The sequence below is a fragment of the Streptomyces sp. YIM 98790 genome, from assembly GCF_011421595.1.
Taxonomy (GTDB): domain Bacteria; phylum Actinomycetota; class Actinomycetes; order Streptomycetales; family Streptomycetaceae; genus Streptomyces.
Genome location: NZ_WTLH01000020.1, coordinates 26,022 through 48,560, shown reverse-complemented (window position 1 = coordinate 48,560; position 22,539 = coordinate 26,022). Strand labels below are relative to the sequence as shown.

The window sequence follows — 22,539 nt, the reverse complement described above, 5'->3', positions numbered from 1 at the left end:
TCCCGGTAGGAATCCGCCGACTCCCCCACGAACGCCGCCAGGGTGCCGTCCTCGCCGAGAGTGCGGACCTTCTGCAGCGCGTCGTAGACGTCATCGGCGAAGGTGGTGAACTTGTTGCCCAGCTGCTCGATCCGGGAGGGGTCCCCCGGTGTGGGATCGCCGTCCATGTCCAGCGGCGACCAGTCGGAAGCACGGCCCACGTCAAGTCCCCCTCGGCATCGCTCACTTCCCGTTGTTGCGTGGCCTGTACCCTAACCGCGGAGTGTGACGTCAGGTGGACTGCCGGCGGCGGATTGTGACAAGGACGGTGCACGCCTGTCGGCGAAACCGGAAGGAACGGCGAAGCCCGAGGGCACACCCGAAGGGGGCCCGCCCGGATGGGCGGGCCCCCTTCGCGGAAGCCATGGGGCGCGTGCTGCGCGCTCAGGAACGGGAGGCGGCCTCGGCGGTCTCGGCGCGGGACTCGCGGACCTCCCGGCGGTGGTCGCGGAAGGCGCTGAACCGGCGGGCGGTGGCGAAGAGCGGGATCACCGCGCCCAGCACCACCTGCATCGAGCACCCGGTCTGCAGCATCAGTTCGCCGCCCGGGGCGTCGAAGGCCCAGGCCGTCAGCATCCCCATGCCGAGCACGATCCAGCCCAGCATGGCCACGGCCAGCGGGCCGCGCGGCTTGGGGTACTCGACCCGGCTGACCATCAGCCAGGCGACACCCAGGATGGCGAGCAGGGTGGGGAAGAAGGGGAGTTCCAGGAGGACGATGGAGACCACCGTCAGGGCCCCGAAGGGGCTGGGCATGCCCTGGAAGATGCCGTCGGGCATGGTGACGCAGGAGAAGCGCGCCAGGCGGAGCACCACGGCCAGCAGGACCACCGTGGCGGCCAGGGCGGAGAGGGGTTCGTGGGCGTCGCCCACCACCATGCCCCACACCAGCACGAAGTAGGCCGGGGCCAGGCCGAAGCTCACCAGGTCGGAGAGGTTGTCCAGCTCCGCGCCCATGGCGGAGCTGCGCAGCTTGCGGGCCACCAGCCCGTCGAAGAGGTCGAAGACCGAGGCGCACAGCATCAGCAGCACGGCGGTGGCCGCGTTGTTGCGCACCACGCCGACATCCCCGCTGTTGGTCAGGTGCGGGATGAGGACGCCGGTGGTGGTGAAGTAGACGGCGAGGAAGCCGCAGGTGGCGTTGGCCAGGGTCAGCGCGTCGGCGATGGACAGCCGCAGCGACAGCGGCATGTCGTCGTCCTCGTCCGCGTCCACCTCGGCCTCCGGGACCCAGACGGACGGATCGGAGGAGGCACCGCTGTGGGCCTTGGGGTCAGTCACGGTCAAGGCGCGTCACCCCCGCGGTGGTGCGCTGGCGGAGGGCGACCGCGGGCTCCATGCCCTGCGGGAGGTAGACGTCGACCCGGGAGCCGAAGCGGATCAGGCCGACGCGCTCGCCCTGCTCCACCTTGGTGCCGCGCGGCACGTAGGGCACGATCCGCCGGGCCACGGTGCCCGCGATCTGCACCATCTCGATGTCCCCGAGCTCGCTGTCGAAGTGCCAGACGACCCGCTCGTTGAACTCGCTCTCCTTGTTGAAGGCGGGAACGTAGCCGCCGGGGATGTGCTCCACCGAGGTCACGGTGCCGGCCACCGGGGCGCGGTTGACGTGCACGTTGAGCGGGCTCATGAAGATCGCCACCCGGGTGCGGCCGTCCGGCCGGGGGGTGATGGACTGCACCACGCCGTCGGCGGGCGAGATCACCCGGCCGGGGGCGATCTCCCGCTCGGGGTCGCGGAAGAACCACAGCATGCCGGCGGCGAGCGCGGTCGCGGGTACGGCGAGTGCGGCCCAGCGGGGGGAGCGGCGGGCCCGGGACAGGCTGACGGCGGCGGTGGCGACGGTCGGCAGCAGCCACGGAGAGGCACCACGCGCGAGGCGCACACGGCCGCGGGGCTCGGGGAGGGAGCGGTGGGGCATGGAAGACCTTCGTAGCGGGGGAAGCCGGACCCTGAGATACGGTGCGGCCACTCCAGATGCTATCGGCAGAAGACGGTAACCCGGCAAGCTGGTCGGCCGGCCAAGGTCCTAAGTCCTGGCCGAGCTGTGATCTTTCCGTCATCGGTCCCGGGCCCTTGGGCCCGGGACCGGCGACCGCGGCGGCTCCCGTGCGTCCGGGGGCGGTTCAGCCGGCGGAGCGGTACTCCTCCAGCAGGCGGCGGCCTATGATCATTTTCTGGATCTCCGCGGTTCCCTCACCGATGAGCAGCATCGGCGCCTCCCGGTAGAGCCGCTCGATCTCGTACTCCTTGGAGTAGCCGTAGCCGCCGTGGATGCGGAAGGCGCTCTCCACGACCTCCTTGCAGTATTCGGAGGCGAGATATTTGGCCATGCCGGCTTCGAGGTCGTTGCGCTGCCCGGAGTCCTTCTTGCGGGCGGCGCCGACCATCAGCGCGTGCGCGGCCTCCACCTTGACCGCCATCTCGGCCAGCCGGAACTGGACGGCCTGGTGCTGGGCGATGGCCTTGCCGAAGGTGTGGCGCTGCTGGGCGTAGTCCACGGCCAGCTCGAAGGCGCGCCGGGCCACCCCGCAGCCGCGGGCCGCCACATTGACCCGGCCGACCTCGACGCCGTCCATCATCTGGTAGAAGCCCCGGCCCCGGCCCTGTTCCGCGCCGCCGAGGACCCGGTCGGCCGGGATGCGCAGGCCGTCCATGATCAGCTCGGTGGTGTCGACGCCCTTGTAGCCCATCTTGTCGATCTTGCCGGGGATGGTCAGGCCGGGCCGGACCTCGCCGAAGCCGGGCTCCTTCTCCACCAGGAAGGTGGTCATCGACTTGTGCGGCGCGGTGCCCTCGGGGTGGCCCTCGTCGGTGCGGCAGAGCACCGCGACCAGATTGGCGGTGCCGCCGTTGGTCAGCCACATCTTCTGGCCGGTGAGCAGGAAGTCGCCGGTGGCGGCGTCGAGCACCCCCTTGGAGGTGATGGCGGAGACGTCCGAGCCGAGCGCGGGCTCGGACATGGAGAAGGCCCCGCGGACCTCGCCGGTCGCCATCCTGGGCAGGAAGTGCTCCTTCTGCTCCCGGGTGCCGTGCTGCTTCAGCATGTACGCGACGATGAAGTGGGTGTTGATGATGCCGGAGACGGACATCCAGCCGCGGGCGATCTCCTCCACGCACAGCGCGTAGGTGAGCAGCGACTCGCCCAGCCCGCCGTACTCCTCGGGGATCATCAGGCCGAAGACACCCAGCTCCTTCAGGCCCTCCACGATGTCGCCGGGGTATTCGTCCCGGTGCTCCAGCTCGGTGGCGACCGGAATGATCTCCTTGTCGACAAAGGAACGGACGGTGGAGAGGATCTCCCGCTGGACCTCGGTCAGGCCCTCGGTCTGCGCCAGGCGCCCCATCTCACTTCGCTCCCTTCGCGGGCAGAGGCTTGGGCTGGGGGCGGCCGGGCTGTTCGCCGCCGCGCTCCTTGAGGTAGGCGGCGGTGGGCACCATCACCCGGCGCCGGAAGACGCAGACCAGGGTGCCGTCCTGCTTGTAGCCGCGGGTCTCGACGTGCACGATGCCGCGGTCGGACCTGGACCTCGACGGGGTCTTGTCCAGCACGGTGGTCTCGCCGTAGACGGTGTCGCCGTGGAAGGTCGGGGCCACATGTTTCAGCGACTCGATCTCCAGGTTGGCGATGGCCTTGCCGGAGACGTCCGGCACGGACATGCCCAGCAGCAGGGAATAGATGTAGTTGCCGACCACCACATTGCGGCCGAAGTCGGTGGACTCCTCCGCGTAGTGCGCGTCCATGTGCAGCGGGTGGTGGTTCATGGTGAGCAGGCAGAACAGATGGTCGTCGTACTCGGTGACGGTCTTGCCGGGCCAGTGCTTGTACACGTCCCCGACGGTGAACTCTTCGTAGGTGCGGCCGAACTGCATGGCGGGCTCCGTGGGCTCGGGTCGGAAGGCGGCGGGGCTCAGGCGGCGGGGGGCTCGAACGTCGAGGTGCGGGCCATGCCGGCGGCCCGGCCCTTGCCCGCGATGACCAGGGCCATCTTGCGGCTGGCCTCGTCGATCATCTCGTCGCCGAGCATCGCCGAGCCCTTCTTGCCGCCCTCCTCGGAGGTGAAGTAGGCATAGGCGTCCAGGATCAGCTCGGCGTGGTCGTAGTCCTCCTGGGAGGGGGAGTAGACCTCGTTGGCGATGTCGATCTGGCCGGGGTGCAGCACCCACTTGCCGTCGAAGCCCAGCGCCGCGGCCCGTTCGGCCACCGCCCGGAAGCCGTCGGTGTTGCGGATCTGGAGGTAGGGGCCGTCGATGGCCTGGAGGTCGTGGGCGCGGGCGGCCATCAGGATCCGCATCAGGATGTAGTGGTAGGCGTCGGCCGGGTAGCCGGGCGGCTGCTCGCCCACCACCAGCGACTTCATGTTGATGGAGGCCATGAAGTCGGCCGGGCCGAAGATGATGGTCTCCAGCCGGGGCGAGGCCGCGGCGATGGCGTCCACGTTGACCAGGCCGCGGGCGTTCTCGATCTGCGCCTCGATGCCGATCCGGCCCACCTCGAATCCCATGGTCTTCTCGATCTGGGTGAGCAGCAGGTCCAGGGCGGTGATCTGCCCGGCGTCCTGCACCTTGGGCAGCATGATGCAGTCCAGGTGGGGACCGGCGCCCTCGACCACCGTGATCACGTCCCGGTAGGTCCAGTGGGTGGTCCAGTCGTTGACCCGCACCACCCGGGTCTTGCCGGTCCAGTCGCCCTCGTTGAGCGCCTTGACCACCGTGTGCCGGGCGCCCTCCTTGGCCAGCGGCGCGCACGCGTCCTCCAGATCGAGGAAGACCTGGTCGGCGGGCAGGCCCTGGGCCTTCTCCAGGAAGCGCGGGTTGCTGCCCGGCACGGCCAGGCAGGAGCGGCGTGGGCGCAGCCGGTTGGGCGCGGCGGTTCCGGCGGCGGTCCCGGCGGCGGGCTGGTCGGCGGTCATGCGGGTACCTCCAGGGATGGCTGAGGGGATCGGGACGCCCCGGCCGGTCCGGCCGGGCACCGGTCCGGCGAGATCGGCCGCGGCACGCACGGCGGTGGCCTCCGCGGTCATGCGGGTACCTCCAGGGGACCGAGCCGGTGCGCGGACCGGATCTCGTCGACGATACGGCCGATGATCTCGGTGATACCGAAGTCCTTGGGGGTGAACACGGCCGCCACTCCGGCCGCCCGCAGCTCCCTGGCGTCGGCGGCCGGGATGATGCCGCCCACGATCACCGGGATGTCCCCGGCGCCCGCGTCCCGCAGCCGGGCCAGGATCTCGGGCACCAGCTCGCCGTGCGAGCCGGACAGGATGGACAGCCCCACGCAGTGCACGTCCTCGTCCACCGCCGCGGACACGATCTGCTCCGGGGTGAGCCGGATGCCCTGGTAGACGACCTCCAGGCCGCAGTCCCGGGCGCGCACCGCGATCTGCTCGGCGCCGTTGCTGTGCCCGTCCAGCCCGGGCTTGCCGACCAGCAGCCGCAGCTTGCCGAGCCCGAGCTCGCGGGCGGTCTGCCCGGCCTTGCGGCGCACCGCGGCCAGCGCCGGGCCCTCCTCGGCGGCGACCGCGACCGGCGCGCCGCCGACCCCGGTGGGTGCCCGGTACTCGCCGAAGACCTCGCGCAGCGCCCAGGCCCACTCCCCGGTGGTGACCCCGGCGCGGGCGCATTCCAGGGTGGCGGGCATCAGATTGCCGGTGCCGGCCGCGGCCTTCTTCAGCGCGCCCAGCGCCTGGCGGGCGCGCCGCTCGTCGCGGTCGTCGCGCCAGCGGCCCAGGGCCGCCACCACCCGGGCCTCGTTGGCCGGGTCCACGGTCATGATCGCGGTGTCCAGGTCGGCGGTGAGCGGGGAGGGCTCGGTGGACTCGTAGCAGTTGACNTGTCCAGGTCGGCGGTGAGCGGGGAGGGCTCGGTGGACTCGTAGCAGTTGACGCCCACGATCCGCTCCTCGCCCGCCTCGATCCGGGCCCGGCGGCGGGCGTGCGAGGCGACCAGCTGCGCCTTGAGGTAGCCGGACTCCACGGCGGCCAGGGCGCCGCCCATCTCCTCGATCCGGGTCATCTCGGCCAGTGCGGCGTCGGCCAGCTCGGCGGTCTTGCCCTCCACCACGTGGGAGCCGGCGAACAGGTCGTCGTACTCCAGCAGGTCGCTCTCCTCGGCCAGCACCTGCTGGATGCGCAGCGACCACTGCTGGTCCCAGGGGCGGGGCAGGCCCAGGGCCTCGTTCCACGCCGGGAGCTGCACGGCGCGGGCCCGGGCGTCCCGGGAGAGGGTGACGGCCAGCATCTCCAGCACGATCCGCTGGACGTTGTTCTCCGGCTGCGCCTCGGTCAGGCCCAGGGAGTTGACCTGCACCCCGTAGCGGAAGCGGCGCTGCCTGGGGTCGGTGATGCCGTAGCGCCGGGCGGTGAGGTGGTCCCAGATGCGGGTGAAGGCCCGCATCTTGCACATCTCCTCGACGAAGCGGACACCCGCGTTGACGAAGAAGGAGATCCGGCCGACCACCTCGCCCATCCGCTCCTGCGGCACCTGGCCGGAGTCGCGCACCGCGTCCAGCACCGCCACGGCGGTGGCCATGGCGTAGGCGATCTCCTGGACCGGGGTGGCCCCGGCCTCCTGGAGGTGGTAGCTGCAGATGTTGATCGGGTTCCACCGGGGCATGTGCGCCACCGTGTAGGCGATGGTGTCGGTGGTCAGCCGCAGCGAGGGCCCGGGCGGGAAGACGTGCGTGCCGCGGGAGAGGTACTCCTTGACGATGTCGTTCTGGGTGGTGCCGGACAGCCGGGCGATGCCGGCGCCCTGCTCCTCGGCGACCACCTGGTAGAGGGCCAGCAGCCACATGGCGGTGGCGTTGATGGTCATCGAGGTGTTCATCCGCTCCAGGGGGATGTCCTGGAACAGCCGCCGCATGTCGCCGAGATGGGCGACCGGCACGCCGACCCGGCCGACCTCGCCGCGGGCCAGCACGTGGTCCGGGTCGTAGCCGGTCTGGGTGGGCAGGTCGAAGGCGACCGACAGGCCGGTCTGGCCCTTGGCCAGATTGCGCCGGTAGAGCTCGTTGGAGGCCTCGGCGCTGGAGTGGCCGGCGTAGGTGCGCATCAGCCAGGGCCGGTCCTTGCCGCGCGGCGCCGGCCGCGGGCCGCGGCCGGCGGGCGCTGGGGTCTGTGACGTCATGGATGGACTCCGGACGGTCTCGTCAGACGTTGCGGAAGCGGTTGATGGCCTCGGCGTGCCGCTCGCGCAGCTCCGGATCGGTGACGCCCATGCCCTCCTCGGGTGCCAGGCAGAGCACGCCGACCTTGCCCTGGTGCAGATTGCGGTGCACGTCGAAGGTGGCCTGCCCGGTCTGCTCCAGCGGGTAGGTCCGCGACAGGGTGGGGTGGATCTTCCCCTTGGCGATGAGCCGGTTGGACTCGTACGCCTCGCGGTAGTTGGCGAAGTGCGTGCCGATGATCCGCTTCAGGTTCATCCACAGGTAGCGGTTGTCGTACTGGTGCAGGTAGCCCGAGGTGGAGGCGCAGGTGACGATGGTGCCGCCCTTGCGGGTGACGTAGACGGAGGCGCCGAAGGTCTCCCGGCCGGGGTGTTCGAAGACGATGTCGATGTCCTCGCCGCCGGTGAGTTCGCGGATGCGGCTGCCGAACCGCTTCCACTCCTTGGGGTCCTGGGTGTGCTCGTCCTTCCAGAAGCGGTATCCCTCGGCATTGCGGTCGATGACCGCCTCGGCGCCCATCCGGCGGCAGATCTCCGCCTTCTCCGGGCTGGAGACCACGCAGACCGGGTTGGCGCCGCCGGCCAGCGCGTACTGGGTGGCGTAGGAACCCAGGCCGCCGCTGGCGCCCCAGATCAGCACGTTGTCGCCCTGCTTCATGCCGGCGCCGTTGCGGGAGACGAGCTGCCGGTAGGCGGTGGAGTTGACCAGGCCCGGGCAGGCGGCCTCCTCCCAGGACAGGTGCGCGGGCTTGGGCATCAGCTGGTTGGACTTCACCAGGGCGATCTCGGCCAGGCCGCCGAAGTTGGTCTCGAAGCCCCAGATCCGCTGCTCGGGATCGAGCATGGTGTCGTTGTGGCCGTCCGGGGACTCCAGCTCCACCGACAGGCAGTGCGCCACCACCCGGTCGCCGGGCCGCCAGGCGTTGACCCCGGGGCCGGTGCGCAGCACCACGCCGGCCAGGTCGGAGCCGATGATGTGGTACGGCAGGTCGTGGCGGGCGGCGAGCGGGGAGAGCCGGCCGTAGCGCTCCAGGAAGGCGAAGGTGGAGACCGGCTCGAAGATCGAGGTCCACACCGAGTTGTAGTTCACCGAGCTGGCCATGACGGCCACCAGGGCCTCGCCGGGGCCCAGTTCGGGAACCGGCACCTCGTCCAGGTGCAGGGATGTGCGCGGGTCCTTCTCCCGGTCGGGCAGGCCCTTGAACATGTCGGCCTCGTCCTTGTGGACGGTGATGGCGCGGTACGACTCGGGCAGGGGGAGAGCGGCGAAGTCCTCGGGTGCGGTGTCGGTCGCGAGGATCGCGTTGAGGATGTCCTTCACGTCGGGAGCCTCCGGCGGGTGCGCCCCGCGCCGCTCGGCGGTGCGGGGAGCACGGTCCGTGGGGACCGTGCTGCGGTTTGACGACAAGTGGGGCAGGAGAAGTGCTGTCTGCCGTCGGTCCGGCGGCGGGTCAGGGCTCCGCGCGGTAGCGCTGTGCCTGGTGACGCAGGCGTCCTCGGGCGCCCGGAACATCAGGGACAGCGCCGTTGGATGACCACACCGTATGGCACGGCGTGCCAGTATGCAAGACACTGAGTGCCAACAAATTCGCTCAGATGTCACCTTCGCGATACGGATGAGCACTGCATCACAGGGACGGGGCCGCTCCCGGCGCGGGAGCGGCCCCGTCCGTCCGGAAGGGATCAGCGCGTCACGGGGGTGTCGCCGCCTGCTCGCGCTGCGCCAGCGCCTGCTCGATCAGCCGCATCACCTCGGGCAGCGAGGCATCGGTCCGGGTGACCGTGACCAGCACCTCGCCCTCGGCCGTCCCCGCCGGGCGCGGCGGCCTGCCGGAGATCACCGGCAGGTCGCCGAAGGCCCGCCGCACCACCGCGAAGGCCCGGTCCAGCTCGCCCTCCACATCGCCCTGCCCGCCGGCCCGCAGCCAGCGCCGCAGCACATGGTTGTGCGCGGTGACCACCGCCGAGGCGGCCACCTCGGCCAGCAGCGGCTCGTCGACCTCGCCGTCCGCGCCGGGCGCCGACTCGTCGAAGTGGCCCAGCAGATAACGGGTGAACAGCCGCTCGTAGCGGGCCACCGAGGCGATCTCCCGCTCCCGCAGCGCCGGCACCTCCCGGGTGAGCAGGTAGCGCTCCACCGAGACCTTGGGGGAGGAGGCATACATCTTCATGACCTCCTTGATGCCGCGGCAGACCGTGTCCAGCGGGTTCTCGTGCGGCGGCGCCGCGTCCAGGACGGCCTTGGCGCGCTCCAGGGTGTCGTCGTGGTCCGGGAAGATCGCCTCCTCCTTGGACCGGAAGTGGCGGAAGAACGTCCTGCGGGCGACCCCGGCGGTGGCGGCGATCTCGTCCACGGTGGTGGCCGCGTACCCCTTGGTGGCGAACAGCTCCATGGCCGCCGCCGCGAGCTGGCGGCGCACCTTCAGGCGCTGCGACGCGGGCTGAGAACGTGGAGTTGACTTGACGGGCTGGACCATGATGCGAACGTACTGTATCCGGGCGTCCTCCCGCGTGGCGTCCGCTCCGCGGGAGGACTCCGGGTGCCGCGCGGACTCAGGCGCGGGCATACTCGCGGAACCCGCGGCCGGTCTTCCGCCCCAGACAGCCGGCCTCCACCAACTGCCGCAGCAGCGGGGCCGGTGCCAGCGAGGGATCGCGGAACTCCTTGTGCAGCACCTCCTCGATGGCCAGCGAGACGTCCAGCCCCACCACGTCCAGCAGTTCGAAGGGGCCCATCGGGTAGCCGCCGCCCAGCCTCATCGCGGTGTCGATGGCGTCCGGCGTGGCGTAGTGCTCCTGGACCATCTTCACCGCGTTGTTCAGGTACGGGAACAGCAGGGCGTTGACGATGAAGCCGGCCCGGTCGCCGCAGTCCACCGGATGCTTGCGGATGCGGGCGCACACCTCCACCACGGTGGCGTGCGCCTCCTCCCCCGTGAGCACCGTGCGCACCACCTCCACCAGCTTCATGGCCGGGGCCGGGTTGAAGAAGTGCATGCCGATCACCTCGCGGGGGCGGGAGGTGGCCCGGGCGCAGGCGATGACCGGCAGCGAGGAGGTGGTGGTGGCCAGCACCGCGTCGGCCTTGCAGACCCTGTCCAGGGTGGCGAACAGCTCCTTCTTCACCGCCAGGTCCTCGGCCACGGCCTCCACCACCAGGTCGGCGGAGGCGAAGGACTCCAGGGTGCCGGCGGGGGTGATGCGGGCCAGGACGGCGTCCCGGTCGCCCTCGGAGATCCGGCCCTTCTTCACCGAGCGGTCCAGCGACTTCGCGATCCGGCCGCGGGCGGTCCCGGCCTTGGCCAGGCTGCGGGCGGCAAGGGTGACGTCGTATCCGGCCCTGGCGAACACCTCGGCGATGCCCGAGGCCATGGTGCCGGAGCCGGCCACGCCGACGGAGGTGACCGGGCGGGGCGCGGCACGGCGTTCCGTCTGGCCGGGGGTGAGCGCGTCGGGCACCACGGTGGCGTTCTCCGGCGGGGTGGTGCCGGCATAGGTGTAGAACCCGCGGCCCGCCTTGCGGCCGGTCATGCCCGCCGCGCTGAGCTGCTTCAGGACGGGGGCGGGGGCGTGCAGCCGGTCGGCGGAGGCGGCGTACATCGCCTCCAGCACGGTCTGCGCGGTGTCGATGCCGATCAGGTCCAGCAGCTCCAGCGGGCCCATGGGCAGGCCGCAGCCCAGCCGCATGGCCGCGTCGATGTCCTCCCGGGTGGCGTAGCGCGCCTCGTACATGGCGGCGGCCTGGTTGAGGTAGCCGAACAGCAGGCCGTCGGCGATGAAGCCGGGGCGGTCGCCGGTGTGCAGCGGCTCCTTGCCCAGGTCGGCGGCGAGTTCGGTGACCCGGGAGACCACCTCGGGGGAGGTGAGCACCGAGGAGACCACCTCCACCAGCTTCATCACCGGCACCGGGTGGAAGAAGTGCAGGCCGATGACGCGCTCCGGGCGGGCGGTGTCGGCGGCCAGCCGGGTGACCGGCAGCGCGTTGGTGCCGGTGGCCAGGACGGCGTCCGGGCGGACGATGCCGTCCAGTGCGGTGAAGACCTCCAGCTTCAGGGCGTAGTCCTCCGGGACCACCTCGATGACCAGGTCGGCCTCCGCGGCCTCCTTGAGATCGGTGGAGGTGCGGAAGCGGCCGAGCACGTCCTGCCGCTCCTCGGCGGACAGCTTCCGGCGCTCGACGGCGTGCCGGGTGGAGACCTGAAGTGCGGTGACGGCGCGGCGCGCGGCGGCCGGGCTGATGTCGATGCCGATCACGTCACGGCCGGAGCGGGCCAGGACTTCGGCGATGCCGGCGCCCATGGTGCCCAGGCCCACGACGGCGACGGTGGGCAGTGCGGGGCTCGAACCTGAACGGGAGACGGAACGGTCCATCACGGGACTCCTCAGCGGTCCGGGAACGACGAGGGTGAGGGGAGGGCGGGAGTGCGCCTGCGGCTGCGCGAAGGCGCGATCGGCGCGCGCGGTGCAGGCGGAGCCCGCGCCACGGGCGCGGGCAGTGTGCGGTACGCCGTCGGCGGGCCGACGGGGAACGCCGGCGGACCCTGTCCCGGGGGTCCCGCCGTGAAGACGGGGAGTGCCGGACCGATGGCACTCCGGGCGGCTGCGTCACCAAACCGCCTGAGCGTGGTATCGCTCTGATGAGCAGGCTAACCGGTCGGTAACCCCAGGGCCACCCCCACCACCCGCCTTTTCCTGTGGCACACACCACGTCCCCGGCGGCCGGCAGCCCTCGCGGCGGGCGGCGGGCGCTTCGGCGGCGGGTTTCCGGTCGGTGCCGCCGGGGCGGTAGATTCGCCCGGGTATCGCGACACCACCAGCGTGAATGAGGAACGGTGACTGCACCGACCAGTACGGCGGCACAGGCGGCGGGACCGGGCACGGCGGCCGGGGAGGCCGCGCGGCGGCGGACCTTCGCGGTGATCTCCCACCCGGACGCGGGCAAGTCCACCCTCACCGAGGCACTGGCGCTGCACGCCCGCGCCATCACCTCGGCCGGGGCGGTGCACGGCAAGGGCGACCGGCGCGGCGTCACCTCCGACTGGATGGAGATGGAACGCGCCCGGGGCATCTCCGTCACCTCCGCGGTGCTCCAGTTCGCATACCGCGGGTGTGTGCTGAATCTGCTGGACACCCCCGGTCACGCCGATTTCTCCGAGGACACCTACCGGGTGCTGGCCGCGGTGGACTGCGCGGTGATGCTGATCGACGCGGCCAAGGGCCTGGAGGAGCAGACCCGCAAGCTGTTCGACGTCTGCCGGCACCGCGGAATCCCGGTGATCACCTTCATCAACAAGTGGGACCGGCCCGGCCGGGACGCCCTGGAGCTGCTGGACGAGATCGAGCGCGAGTTCCGGCTCCGCCCCACCCCGGTCACCTGGCCGGTCGGCATCGCCGGCCACATGCGCGGACTGATCGACGCCCGGGAACCCGGCACCATGCTGCACTGCACCCGCGCCCCGGGCGGCGAGCACACGGCGACCGAGGAGCCGCTGACGGCCGCGGAGGCCGGCGCCGCGTTCGGCGAGGAATGGCAGGCCGCGGCCGAGGAACTGGAACTGCTGGCCGGCACCGGCGCCGGCCACGACCAGGACGATTTCCTGGCCGGCGTCTCCACCCCGGTGTTCTTCGGCGCCGCGCTGTCCAACATCGGCGTCCGGCTGCTGCTGGACGCCGTGGTCGACCTGGCCCCGGCACCGGCGCCCCGCGAGCAGACCGCCGGCGACCCCCGGCCGCTGGACGCGGACTTCTCCGGCCTGGTCTTCAAGGTGCAGGCCAACATGGACCGCGCCCACCGGGACCGGATCGCCTTCCTGCGGGTCTGCTCCGGAGTCTTCGAACGCGGCATGACCGTGACCCGGGCCGCCTCCGGCCGCCCGTTCTCCACCAAGTACGCGCACAGCGTCTTCGGCCAGGACCGCACCTCGGTGGAGCGGGCCTACCCGGGCGATGTGGTCGGCCTGGTCAACGCCGCCGCGCTGCGGGTGGGCGACACCCTCTACACCGGGCGGAAGGCCGAGTTCCCGCCCATGCCCACCTTCGCCCCGGAGCACTTCGCCATCGCCCGCCCGGTGGACATCGCCCGGTCCAAGCAGTTCCGCCGCGGCATCGCCCAGCTCGACGAGGAGGGCGTGGTCCAGGTGCTGGTCTCGGACGCCCGCGGCGAGCAGGCGCCGGTGCTGGCGGCGGTCGGGCCCATGCAGTTCGACGTGGTCGGCCACCGCATGGAGAACGAGTTCTCGGCCGCCGTGCGGCTGGAGCCGCTGCCGTACACCTGTGCCCGGCGCACCGACGCCGGCGGCGGGGCCGCGCTCAACCGCTCCCGGCTGGTGCACGGCGAGGCCATGACCCGGGTCAAGGACGGCGAGATCCTCGCCCTCTTCCCCTCCCGCTGGCACATCAGCTCGTTCGAACGCGAATTCCCCCGCTCCCCCCTCGAACCGCTGATCGCCGCCCACGAGCAGTCCGGGGAGTGACCCGGCGGCGCCCGCGCATGCCCCCGGGGCTGCCGGCGCTCCGGGGTGCGGGCGATACGCCCGGGGAGCACCATGAAAGCAGGTGAACGCACCGGCGCTGAACCGCATCTCCGGACCCTCCCAGGCACCGTGAGCGGAGAGGAGCGGTGATCCGGCATGGACATCATGGAACTGGTGATCCCCGAACGGATGCGCGCGGAGACCGAGCGCCAGGCCGTGGCCGCAGCCCGGCGCTACCGGGCCACCGCCGACGAGCGCGGAGCCGTCGAGCGGCAGCAGCGCGAGGGCCTCCCCTTCCCCGACAGCAGGCAGGCCCTGGCCACCCGGGTCGCCCGGCTGATGGACCGGCAGGGCGTGCCCGCCGCGGCGGTCATCGACAGCGTCCGCCGCGAGCCGCTGGACGAGCCGTCCGTGCACGAACGGATCATCGGCCTGGCCAGCGAACTCCAGGCGTACAGCTTCCTGCCGCGCGGCACGCGGGCCGCGCAGGCCGTCGCCCGCATCAGCATGCGCACCGCCGGACGGGAGATCCCGCTCGGCACCGGATTCCTCGTCTCGCCGGCCCTGCTGCTGACCAACCACCATGTGCTGCCGGACGAGGACACCGCCCGGCAGTGCTTCGTGGAGTTCGAGGCCCAGGCCACCGTCGACAACACCCCGGGCACCGCCACCCGGCTGGAACTCGACCCGGACGCCTTCTTCACCGCGCACCAGCCGCTGGACTACGCCCTGGTCATGGTGGCGGCGATGCCCGGCGGCGGACAGCCGGGGGAGATGTTCGGCTGGAACCGGCTCAGCACCCGGCTGGGCAAGGTGGTCATCGGCGAGGCCGTCAACATCGTCGGACACCCCCGTGGCCGGCTGAAGGAGGTCGCGCTGCGGGACAACGCCGTCCAGGTGCGGCTGGACCACTTCCTCCACTACCGGACCGACACCGAGCCCGGCAACTCCGGCTCCCCGGTCTTCAACGACCAGTGGGAGGTGGTGGCACTGCACCACAGCGGGGTGCCGCGCATCGACGACCAGGGCCGGATCCTGCGGCGCGACGGCCGGCCGTGGCGCCGCGGCGACCCCGACGACACCATCGACTGGCTGTCGAACGAGGGCGTGCGGATCAGCTCCGTGCTGCGCCACCTGGCCACCGTGCCTCTCGACCCGGCCCGCCGTGCCCTGCTGGCGGACATGGGCCCGGAAGCCGGGCTCCAGGCCGGGCCCGCACCGGCGCCGCCGGCCCCGCAGCCGGAGCCGCGCACGGCCGGGGAGCCGGCCGGGGAGGCGGGGGAGGAGCACGGGCCGGGCCCGGACACCACGGCCCCGGCCCCGGCGGCCCGCGCCCGCCGCGGCCTCCGGGCCCGGCCCACGGCCTTCGGCGGCCGTCGCCATCTGGTGTTCCTGCACGGCCGGGGCCAGCAGGGCAGGGAACCCGAGCGGCTGCGCCGCAGCTGGACCGCCGGGCTCAACGGGGGACTCACCGAGGCCGGACTCGCGCCGCTGGACCCGGCGGACGTGTGGTTCCCCTTCTACGGGGACGAACTGGTGCGGTCCATGGCGGCGCGCGAGGAACTGCGGCGGATGTTCGAAGAGGTGATCGAGGAGCCGGCCGAGGCCCTGCTGCCCGCCCGGGCGGCCACCCGCGGCATCTACGAGGAGATGTTCGACGAGGCAGCGCGGCGGACCGGCATGCCGGAGGAGGCGCCGCCGGAGGCGGAACTGCTGCCCGGGCGGGCGATCGGCGGCATCCAGCAGAAGCTGAGCTGGCTGGCCGCCCGCACCGACGTCGACGAGTGGGTCATCGCCCGGAAGTTCCGCGACGTCGCCGCCTACCTCGGCGACGACCGGGTCCGGGAGGACGTGCTGCGCAGCGTCCTGGAGAGCATGCCGGAAGCGGGGGAGGTGGTGCTGGTCAGCCACAGCCTCGGCACGGTCGTCGGCATGGACCTGGTCACCCGGCTCGCACCCTCCCTGGACCTCATTCTCATGGTGACCGCCGGCAGCCCGCTCGGCATGGACGCCGTGCACAGCCGGCTGCTCGGCGGAGGGCCCCGGCGCCCCGAGCGGGTGGCCCGGTGGGTCAACGTCTGGAGCCCGCCGGACCCGGTGGCCATCGGCTGCCCGCTGGCCGGGGACTGGCAGGGCGAGCTGACCGAACTGTCCGTGCGGAACGCCCGCGACCGGGCGCACGACATCAAGGAGTACCTCGGCCACCCGGAGGTCGCCGCCTTCCCCGGCCGCGTTCTCACCCGCTGATCCCTCCGCCCCGCACCGGCGCGGGCGTCCCGCCTCACGGCTTGCGGGAGACGGCGCCGAACTGGGTGGTGTCGGGCAGGTCGAACGGGCTCGGGTCCGGCCGCCAGTGGGTCACCATCACCATCCCCGGCTCCAGCGTCTCCAGCCCCTCGTGCAGGGTGCCGAGCTGCTCCGGGGTGCGCAGGTGGTACGCGATGCCGCCGCTGTTGTCGTTGTAGAACCGGGTGGCCCGGGTGCACGCCTCGTCCACGTCGGTGCCGTCGTAGTGCACCAGATGACTGCCGGAGGGCAGCGCGTCCATCAGCCGGCGGACGATCGAGCGGGCCTCCGCCAGGTCGGCGACATGGCCGAGAATGCCCATCAGCATCAGCGCGGTGGGCCGGGAGAGGTCCAGCAGCCCGGACACCTCGGCCAGGATCGACTCCGGATCGCGCACGTCGGCGTCGATGTACCAGGTGCGGCCCTCGGGCGTGCTGGTGAGCAGGGCCCGTGCGTGCGCCAGCACCAGCGGGTCGTTGTCCACGTAGACGATCCGGGACTCCGGGGCCACCCGCTGGGCGATCTGGTGGGTGTTGTCCACGGTGGGCAGCCCGGTGCCGATGTCCAGGAACTGGCGTATGCCGGTCTCGCCGGCCAGGTGGCGGACCGCCCTGGCCATGTAGTGCCGGGTCGCCCGGGCGTCCACGATGATCTTCGGGCACAGGCGGGCGAACGCGTCGCCCGCCTCCCGGTCCACGGGGTAGTTGTCCTTGCCGCCCAGCCAGTAGTTCCAGACCCGGGCCGAGTGCGGAACGGTGGTGTCGATCTTCGGTGACGGCTTCCGCTCCGGGGACGCCGCTTCGTTGCTCATGACTCTCCCTACCGGTTGTGACGAGGGGGTCACCCAAGCTATCCGACGGGCCGTCAGGAACCGCGGTTTCCGGATATCCCCGCACCGCTCCCGCGGAGGGTCAGGCATCCGGGACCACGGCGAGGTCGGCGACCACCGCCATGTGGTCGGAGGGCCATACGCCGTCCACCGGGCCGTCGCCCGCCCGGCCCACGGAGCGCACCCCGAAGCGGCTGGCCAGGCCCGGCAGCCCCAGGTGGATGTAGTCGATCCGGGCGCTGACCGCCGCCGGATGGGTCAGATAGCCGTTGGCCCGGTCCCAGGTCGCCCCCGGCTGCTGCGGGTCGGCGTACCGCCAGACGTCGATCAGGGTCTGGCCCGGCACCACGGGCGCGGTCTTGGCCCCGGCGAACAGCCGCATCTCGTCCGAGTCCGGCTCGGCGTTGAAGTCGCCGGTGATCACCGGCGGGAAATCGCCCGCCGCCCGGCGCTCGGCCACGAACCGGGCCAGCTCCGCCACCTGGGTGCAGCGCACTGCCGAGCCGAACGGCGCCGAGTGCAGGTGCGTGGTGAAGAACGGCACCCGCACCCGCTCCGTCTCCACCAGGGCGAACAGCGCCACCCGTCCCTCCTCCGGCCCGTCGCCGGAGGGCAGCCGGCGCACCTCCTGCTCGGTGATCGGCCAGCGGCTCAGCACCGCGTTGCCCACGCTCTCGCCGAGCTCGGTGACGAAGGGCCGCCAGTGCGGCGGCAGCCCGGCCGGGCCCCAGGCCCAGTGCATGTCCAGCTCGCCCGCCAGCCACTCGGCGAGATTCTCGCCGCCCGCCTCCCAGACCTCCTGGAGGCCGATCACATCCGGCCGGGCGTCCCGCAGCACCGACAGGATCGCCTTCCGCCGCTGCTCCCAGGGGCCGAACCGCCACCACAGATTCCATGTGAGGATGCGCACGCCCCGATCGTACGGTCCTGCCCGGACACTCCCGGGGCCCGGGGTGAACACGGTCCGGAGTCATTCAACTTCGTGCTGTGCGGGGCGGTGATTGGCGGGCGGCCGGGCCGGGGAGCCTGGGTGCGGCCGGCAGCGGCGGGCGGTCCGCCGGCCGGCCCGGGGAGAACATGAAGAGGATCAGGTACGCGTCCGTCGCCGCCCTGCTGGCCCTGGGGATCACCGCCGGTACGGCGGGCGGCGCCGCCGCGGCACCGGCGGAATCCGGACGTCCGGCGCCGCGTGCCGGGGAGCCGGGGCCGCGGGAGGAGCGGCAGGGGGAGGAATCCGGGCAGCGGACCTTCACCACCTGGGCCGCCAAGGTCAATGTCCGGCACAACGAGGCGGATCCGGCCCGGTGCAATGCCTCGCCGTCGGTGCCGCGCTGCCCCGATGCGCGGGGGCAGGTCAACCCGGGGGACTCCTTCGAGGCGTGGTGCCAGAAGGAGGGGAGCCAGACCGTCGGCGGCAATCCGTACTGGGTGTATGTGATCACGCCCGGCTTCGAGGGCTGGCTGGCCGGCTACTACGTCGGACATCCGGACGATGTGCTGCCGGACACGCCCTGGTGCGTGTGAGGCGGTGGCGCCGGCCGCCGGGCGGGCGGTGCTCCCGGGGCCGGCGGTCAGAGCAGGGTGAGCTGGGTGCCCTCCGGACCGGCCTCCGCACCCGCCGTGCCTGCCGTGCTCTCCGGGCCCGCCGCGGCCTCCGCCTGCTCCGGCCGCCGCAGGTTCCGGTGCGCGCCGGGCCCGAACGGCCCGATGCCGTATTCCGCGGCCAGTTCGTGCACCTGCCGGGTGATCTTCCGCTGGTACCAGGTGGGCGCGTACGGACTGCCCCCGTACATCATCCGGTAGCGGCCGGCCAGCCGCGGGTGGTGCGCGGTCAGCCACTGCAGGAACCACTCCCGCGCCCCGGGCCGCAGATGGAGCACCAGCGGGGTCACGGAGGCCGCCCCGGCCTGCGCGACGGCCCGCACGGTGGCGCGCAGCTGCTCGGGGGAGTCGGAGAGGAAGGGGATCACCGGGGCCATCAGCACCCCGCACGGTATGCCGTGCGCGGCGAGCGTGCGCACCACCTCCAGCCGCCGCGGCGGGGCCGGCGTGCCCGGCTCCACGGTGCGCCACAGCTCCTGGTCGAGGAATCCCACCGAGACGGAGACGCCGACCCGGGTGCGCCCCGCGGCCTCCCGCAGCAGCTCCAGGTCGCGCAGGATCAGGGTGCCCTTGGTGAGGAGGGAGAACGGGTTGGCGTGGTCGCGCAGCGCCGCCAGGATGCCCGGCATCAGCCGGTAGCGGCCCTCGGCGCGCTGGTAGCAGTCCACATTGGTGCCCATGGCGATGTGGTCGCCCTGCCAGCGCGGCCCGGCCAGCTCGCGCCGCAGCAGCTCCGGGGCGTTGACCTTGACCACGATCTGGGTGTCGAAGCCGATGCCGGTGTCCAGGTCCAGATAGCTGTGGGTGCGGCGGGCGAAGCAGTAGACGCAGGCGTGGCTGCATCCGCGGTAGGGGTTGACCGTCCACTCGAACGGCATCCGGGAGGCGCCGGGGACCCGGTTGAGGATCGTCCGGGCGCGCACCTCGTGGAAGGTGATGCCGCGGAACTCCGGGGTGTCCACGGTCCGGGTCACCGCGTCGGCGCCGAACAGCGCGGGCGTGGCGGCGGTGTCGCGGTCGCTCAGGTTCTGCCAGCGCATGAGGCCTCCTGGGGGCGCGGCGGGCCGGCGGGCCGGCGCGCCGGTGGTGCGTGTTGTCCGGGTCAGAATAGAACACATGTTCGCTCCGGGGTGCTAGGCTCACGGACGAGGCGCCGCGAGGCCGTCGTTTCCGGGAGCTCGTCCTGTGGCGGAGTGCTTCCGGGAACGGCGGCGCCGGCCCACGCCGGACCGGCCCTTGCCTCCCGGGGTGCGGGTGCCCGGTGGGGCGTGTGAAGCGCGGGCGCACCACCTTCTTGACCATTGCCTCTCCCCGGGGCGGCGGAGCGGCGTACGGTGGATTCGCTCCCCGTTCGGGAAGGAGAAGAAGTGGCCCACGAGCCCGCGCTCCCCGAGGGCGGAACGCCTCCGCACCACCCGGCGGCCCCGGCCGGAGCCGTGTCCGGACGGCTGCCGCTGGCCGTCGTCGTGGTCGACCTCTACGGACTGGTCTCACACTGGAGCACCGGCGCCCGCCGGCTGTTCGGCCTCCCCGGAGAAGAGGCGCTGGGGCGGCCCGCCGCCGATCTGCTGCCCATCTCCGGCGTGCTGGACGACGTGGGCGTCCCGGTGGAGACCGCCGGCGCCGCCGCCTACCCGGTGACCATGGCGCACACCACCGTCCACCCCGCCGCCGAGGCCGCGTACCCGGGCGGTACCGGCGGGGAACCGCCGCTGCGCTTCGCCGAACCCACCACCGGCCGCTTCTACACCTCCGGCCCGCCGGACGAGGACGGGGCCGACCGGCTGGACATCCTCTACTGGGCGGTGCCGCTCACCGGCCCGGGCCCGCTGCGCCTGCTGGTGCTGGCCGCCGACGCCACCCCGCTCACCCGCGAACTCGCGGCCCGGGAGGCGGCCCGTGGCGCCAGGACACCCGGCGGCAGCCGGATCGCGGCCGGCTTCGCCCCGCCCGGCTCGCTGCCCGGCGGCCCCGCACTCGCCCGCCGCCTCCCGGAGATCATGCCCCGGATGAATCCCCGGGAGAGCGCGGACATCGCCGGGCAGGTACTGGCCACCGGCTATCCCGCGCTGGAGATCGGCCACCGCCGGCGGGTCCCGCTGGTCCCGGACTGGGGCGTGCCGCGCCGGGTGCAGCGCCGCAGTCTGCTGCTGCGCGCAGCCGCCCGGGCCCGCGCCCGCCAGGACGAGGAGGCCGCCGAGGCCGCCGAGGCCGAACTCGCCTCCGACCTGGAGTACGCCGCGGTCCGCGAACGCCTGGAGTTCCTCAACGAGGTCAGCGCCGCCATCGGCACCTCGCTCGAACTGGACCGCACCATCACCGAGGTCAGCCGGGCCGTGGTGCCCCGCTTCACCGACGTGGCAGGCACCTATCTGCGGGAACAGGTGGTGGCCGGCGAAGGCTTCCCCGACGGCCCGCCCGACGCCGCCACCCTCTGGCACCGGGTGGCCGTGGAGCACAACGACGAACCCGGCCGCTGGGACGACGTGGTCCCGGTCGGCGAATCCATGCCCTTCCCCGAACACACCCCGTTCTTCCGGTGCATGACCACCGGAGAGCCGGTGCTGGTGGAGCGGATCACCGAGCCCATGGCCCGCACCATCGCCGCCCAGTTCGAGAAGCGGGACATCTACCCGCTGATCAACGGCCGCTCCATGCTGGTCGTGCCGCTCAAGGCCCGGCAGGTGGTGCTCGGCTTCATGATCCTGCTGCGCCACCGCGCCCGCCCGCCGTTCAACGACATGGACCGGGTCACCGGCGCCGAACTCGCCGCCCGCGCCGGGCTGGTGCTGGACAACGCCCGCATCTACACCCACCAGGAGAACGTCGCCGAGACCCTCCAGGACAGCATGCTGCCCCGGGTGCGGCCCCGGATGGCCGGCTGCGACATCGCCACCCGCTACCTGCCCGGCACCCGGCTCGGCCGGATCGGCGGCGACTGGTTCGACACCATACGGCTGCCCGGCTCCCGCACCGCGCTGGTGGTCGGCGACGTGATGGGCCATGGCCTGCACTCCGCCGCCATGATGGGCCAGCTGCGCACCGCCGTGCAGACCATGGCGGCCATGGACACCGAGCCGGCCCAGCTGCTCCGCGGCCTGGACGACCTGGCCCAGCGGCTCGGCGAGCACTACCTGGCCACCTGCCTGTACGCGGTCTACGACCCGGTCCGCGGCGAACTGCGGATCGCCAACGCCGGCCACATCCCGCCGGTGCTGGTGCGTGCCGCGGACGGCGGCAGCGAACTGCTGGAACTGCCCACCGGCGCCCCCATCGGCGTCGGCCGGGTCNCTGCCTGTACGCGGTCTACGACCCGGTCCGCGGCGAACTGCGGATCGCCAACGCCGGCCACATCCCGCCGGTGCTGGTGCGTGCCGCGGACGGCGGCAGCGAACTGCTGGAACTGCCCACCGGCGCCCCCATCGGCGTCGGCCGGGTCGCCTTCGAGACCGTCACCGTGCCCGTGGCGCCCGGTGACCGGGTGGTGATGTGCACCGACGGCCTGGTGGAGGTGCGCGGCCAGGACATCGGCACCGGACTGGCCGCGCTGTGCGAGTCCGCCGCCCACCCGGCCGCCTCCATGGACGACGCCTGTGACACCGTCATCCGCGCCCTGGCCGCCGCCACCGCGCGCGGCAAGGGCCCCGGCGGCCGCCCCGAGCGCACGGACCGCAGGGACGACGTCGCCCTGCTGATGGCCCGGCTCAACGGCATCCCCGCCGAGGACGTGGCCCGCTGGGCGCTGGACCGCGCGCCCCGCGAGGTGCCGCGCGCCCGCCGCCTGGTCCGCGAGCGGCTGGCCCGCTGGGAGCTGGACGGCGCGCTCGGCGACACCGCCGCGCTGCTGGTGAGCGAGATCCTGACCAACACCGTCCGGCACGCCCGCGGCGGCGGGGCGGCACTGCGCCTGGTGCGCGCCGACGCCCTGCTGTGCGAGGTCTCCGACGAGGACCCGGAACCGCCGGTGCTGGCCGAGGCCGGGGAGCTGGACGAGCAAGGCCGAGGGCTGGCCGTGGTCAGCGCCCTGGCCCGGAGCTGGGGGACCAGCCGCACCGCGCGCGGCAAGACGGTCTGGTTCGAGCTGGCGCTGCCGGCGCGGCGGCGGCACGGTGGCCGCGCCGGGCGGGGCGACTGATCGCCGCA

At 72.8% G+C, this 22,539-nt stretch carries 14 protein-coding genes and 4 pseudogenes; 5 read left to right on the top strand and 13 right to left on the bottom strand.

Annotated features, from left to right (window positions below; genetic code table 11):
• From GQS09_RS06080 to GQS09_RS06035, 10 genes and pseudogenes are all read right to left on the bottom strand, one after another.
• A pseudogene (locus GQS09_RS06080) lies at window positions 1-200 on the bottom strand (hypothetical protein); the annotation flags it as partial.
• A 223-nt stretch (window positions 201-423) separates the two neighbouring features.
• Entirely contained in the window at window positions 424-1,326 is a 903-nt protein-coding gene (locus tag GQS09_RS06075; protein ID WP_243761152.1) for a phosphatidylcholine/phosphatidylserine synthase, read from the bottom strand.
• Window positions 1,313-1,960, bottom strand: coding sequence for a phosphatidylserine decarboxylase (locus GQS09_RS06070; RefSeq protein ID WP_165984947.1), 648 nt, complete (start codon window positions 1,958-1,960; stop codon window positions 1,313-1,315). Before GQS09_RS06070 ends, GQS09_RS06075 begins: the two co-directional genes overlap by 14 nt.
• Window positions 1,961-2,165: 205 nt before the next feature.
• A complete protein-coding gene (locus GQS09_RS06065; protein WP_165984946.1) occupies window positions 2,166-3,386 on the bottom strand; it encodes an acyl-CoA dehydrogenase family protein in 1,221 nt (406 codons plus the stop codon).
• A gap of 1 nt (window position 3,387) precedes the next feature.
• Window positions 3,388-3,912 carry a MaoC family dehydratase gene (locus GQS09_RS06060; RefSeq protein WP_165984945.1) on the bottom strand — a complete coding sequence of 175 codons (525 nt, stop codon included), beginning with the start codon at window positions 3,910-3,912 and terminating at the stop codon, window positions 3,388-3,390.
• Between the two features lie 38 nt (window positions 3,913-3,950).
• Window positions 3,951-4,952 (bottom strand): CoA ester lyase, encoded by a 1,002-nt coding sequence (locus GQS09_RS06055; RefSeq protein ID WP_165984944.1) that lies wholly within the window; start codon window positions 4,950-4,952, stop codon window positions 3,951-3,953.
• 107 nt (window positions 4,953-5,059) lie between these two features.
• A pseudogene (locus GQS09_RS06050) lies at window positions 5,060-7,092 on the bottom strand (protein meaA).
• 97 nt (window positions 7,093-7,189) lie between these two features.
• Entirely contained in the window at window positions 7,190-8,527 is a 1,338-nt protein-coding gene (gene ccrA / locus GQS09_RS06045; protein WP_165984943.1) for a crotonyl-CoA carboxylase/reductase, read from the bottom strand.
• Window positions 8,528-8,897: 370 nt separating this feature from the next.
• On the bottom strand, window positions 8,898-9,683 hold the full coding sequence (locus GQS09_RS06040; RefSeq protein WP_207957511.1) for a TetR family transcriptional regulator: 786 nt from the start codon (window positions 9,681-9,683) through the stop codon (window positions 8,898-8,900).
• Between the two features lie 76 nt (window positions 9,684-9,759).
• Window positions 9,760-11,577: a 3-hydroxyacyl-CoA dehydrogenase family protein gene (locus GQS09_RS06035; protein WP_165984941.1), complete on the bottom strand. Its 1,818-nt coding sequence runs from the start codon at window positions 11,575-11,577 to the stop codon at window positions 9,760-9,762.
• Window positions 11,578-12,038: 461 nt separating this feature from the next.
• Between GQS09_RS06035 and GQS09_RS06030 the strand changes: the two genes are divergently transcribed.
• Entirely contained in the window at window positions 12,039-13,679 is a 1,641-nt protein-coding gene (locus GQS09_RS06030; protein ID WP_165984940.1) for a peptide chain release factor 3, read from the top strand.
• A 156-nt stretch (window positions 13,680-13,835) separates the two neighbouring features.
• Window positions 13,836-15,926 carry a trypsin-like peptidase domain-containing protein gene (locus tag GQS09_RS06025; protein ID WP_243761151.1) on the top strand — a complete coding sequence of 697 codons (2,091 nt, stop codon included), beginning with the start codon at window positions 13,836-13,838 and terminating at the stop codon, window positions 15,924-15,926.
• A gap of 34 nt (window positions 15,927-15,960) precedes the next feature.
• On the opposite strand, the gene GQS09_RS06020 is transcribed toward GQS09_RS06025, so the two are convergent.
• Together GQS09_RS06020 and GQS09_RS06015 are read right to left on the bottom strand one after the other, a co-directional pair.
• Entirely contained in the window at window positions 15,961-16,776 is an 816-nt protein-coding gene (locus GQS09_RS06020) for an SAM-dependent methyltransferase (protein ID WP_165984939.1), read from the bottom strand.
• A 100-nt stretch (window positions 16,777-16,876) separates the two neighbouring features.
• Complete coding sequence (locus tag GQS09_RS06015; RefSeq protein WP_165984938.1) at window positions 16,877-17,704, bottom strand: endonuclease/exonuclease/phosphatase family protein; 828 nt, start codon at window positions 17,702-17,704, stop codon at window positions 16,877-16,879.
• Window positions 17,705-17,871: 167 nt separating this feature from the next.
• Here GQS09_RS06015 and GQS09_RS06010 point away from each other — a divergent pair, with 167 nt between their 5' ends.
• A complete protein-coding gene (locus GQS09_RS06010) occupies window positions 17,872-18,318 on the top strand; it encodes a hypothetical protein (RefSeq protein WP_165984937.1) in 447 nt (148 codons plus the stop codon).
• 47 nt (window positions 18,319-18,365) lie between these two features.
• On the opposite strand, the gene GQS09_RS06005 is transcribed toward GQS09_RS06010, so the two are convergent.
• Window positions 18,366-19,436, bottom strand: coding sequence for an Rv2578c family radical SAM protein (locus tag GQS09_RS06005; protein ID WP_165984936.1), 1,071 nt, complete (start codon window positions 19,434-19,436; stop codon window positions 18,366-18,368).
• A 396-nt stretch (window positions 19,437-19,832) separates the two neighbouring features.
• Between GQS09_RS06005 and GQS09_RS29120 the strand changes: the two are divergent.
• Both GQS09_RS29120 and GQS09_RS29115 read left to right on the top strand, forming a co-directional pair.
• Window positions 19,833-21,685: pseudogene (locus tag GQS09_RS29120) on the top strand (SpoIIE family protein phosphatase); the annotation flags it as partial.
• Window positions 21,686-21,688: 3 nt separating this feature from the next.
• Window positions 21,689-22,531: pseudogene (locus tag GQS09_RS29115) on the top strand (SpoIIE family protein phosphatase); the annotation flags it as partial.
• Between the last annotated feature and the right edge of the window lie 8 nt (window positions 22,532-22,539).

What these genes read in the sequence shown, in the direction of transcription:
- GQS09_RS06070 (WP_165984947.1), bottom strand. Translation starts at nt 1,960, where the DNA reads ATGCCCCACCGCTCCCTCCCCGAGCCCCGCGGCCGTGTGCGCCTCGCG.
- GQS09_RS06065 (WP_165984946.1), bottom strand. Translation starts at nt 3,386, where the DNA reads ATGGGGCGCCTGGCGCAGACCGAGGGCCTGACCGAGGTCCAGCGGGAG.
- GQS09_RS06060 (WP_165984945.1), bottom strand. Translation starts at nt 3,912, where the DNA reads ATGCAGTTCGGCCGCACCTACGAAGAGTTCACCGTCGGGGACGTGTAC.
- GQS09_RS06055 (WP_165984944.1), bottom strand. Translation starts at nt 4,952, where the DNA reads ATGACCGCCGACCAGCCCGCCGCCGGGACCGCCGCCGGAACCGCCGCG.
- GQS09_RS06040 (WP_207957511.1), bottom strand. Translation starts at nt 9,683, where the DNA reads ATGGTCCAGCCCGTCAAGTCAACTCCACGTTCTCAGCCCGCGTCGCAG.
- GQS09_RS06035 (WP_165984941.1), bottom strand. Translation starts at nt 11,577, where the DNA reads ATGGACCGTTCCGTCTCCCGTTCAGGTTCGAGCCCCGCACTGCCCACC.
- GQS09_RS06025 (WP_243761151.1), top strand. Translation starts at nt 13,836, where the DNA reads ATGGACATCATGGAACTGGTGATCCCCGAACGGATGCGCGCGGAGACC.
- GQS09_RS06020 (WP_165984939.1), bottom strand. Translation starts at nt 16,776, where the DNA reads ATGAGCAACGAAGCGGCGTCCCCGGAGCGGAAGCCGTCACCGAAGATC.
- GQS09_RS06010 (WP_165984937.1), top strand. Translation starts at nt 17,872, where the DNA reads ATGAAGAGGATCAGGTACGCGTCCGTCGCCGCCCTGCTGGCCCTGGGG.
- GQS09_RS06005 (WP_165984936.1), bottom strand. Translation starts at nt 19,436, where the DNA reads ATGCGCTGGCAGAACCTGAGCGACCGCGACACCGCCGCCACGCCCGCG.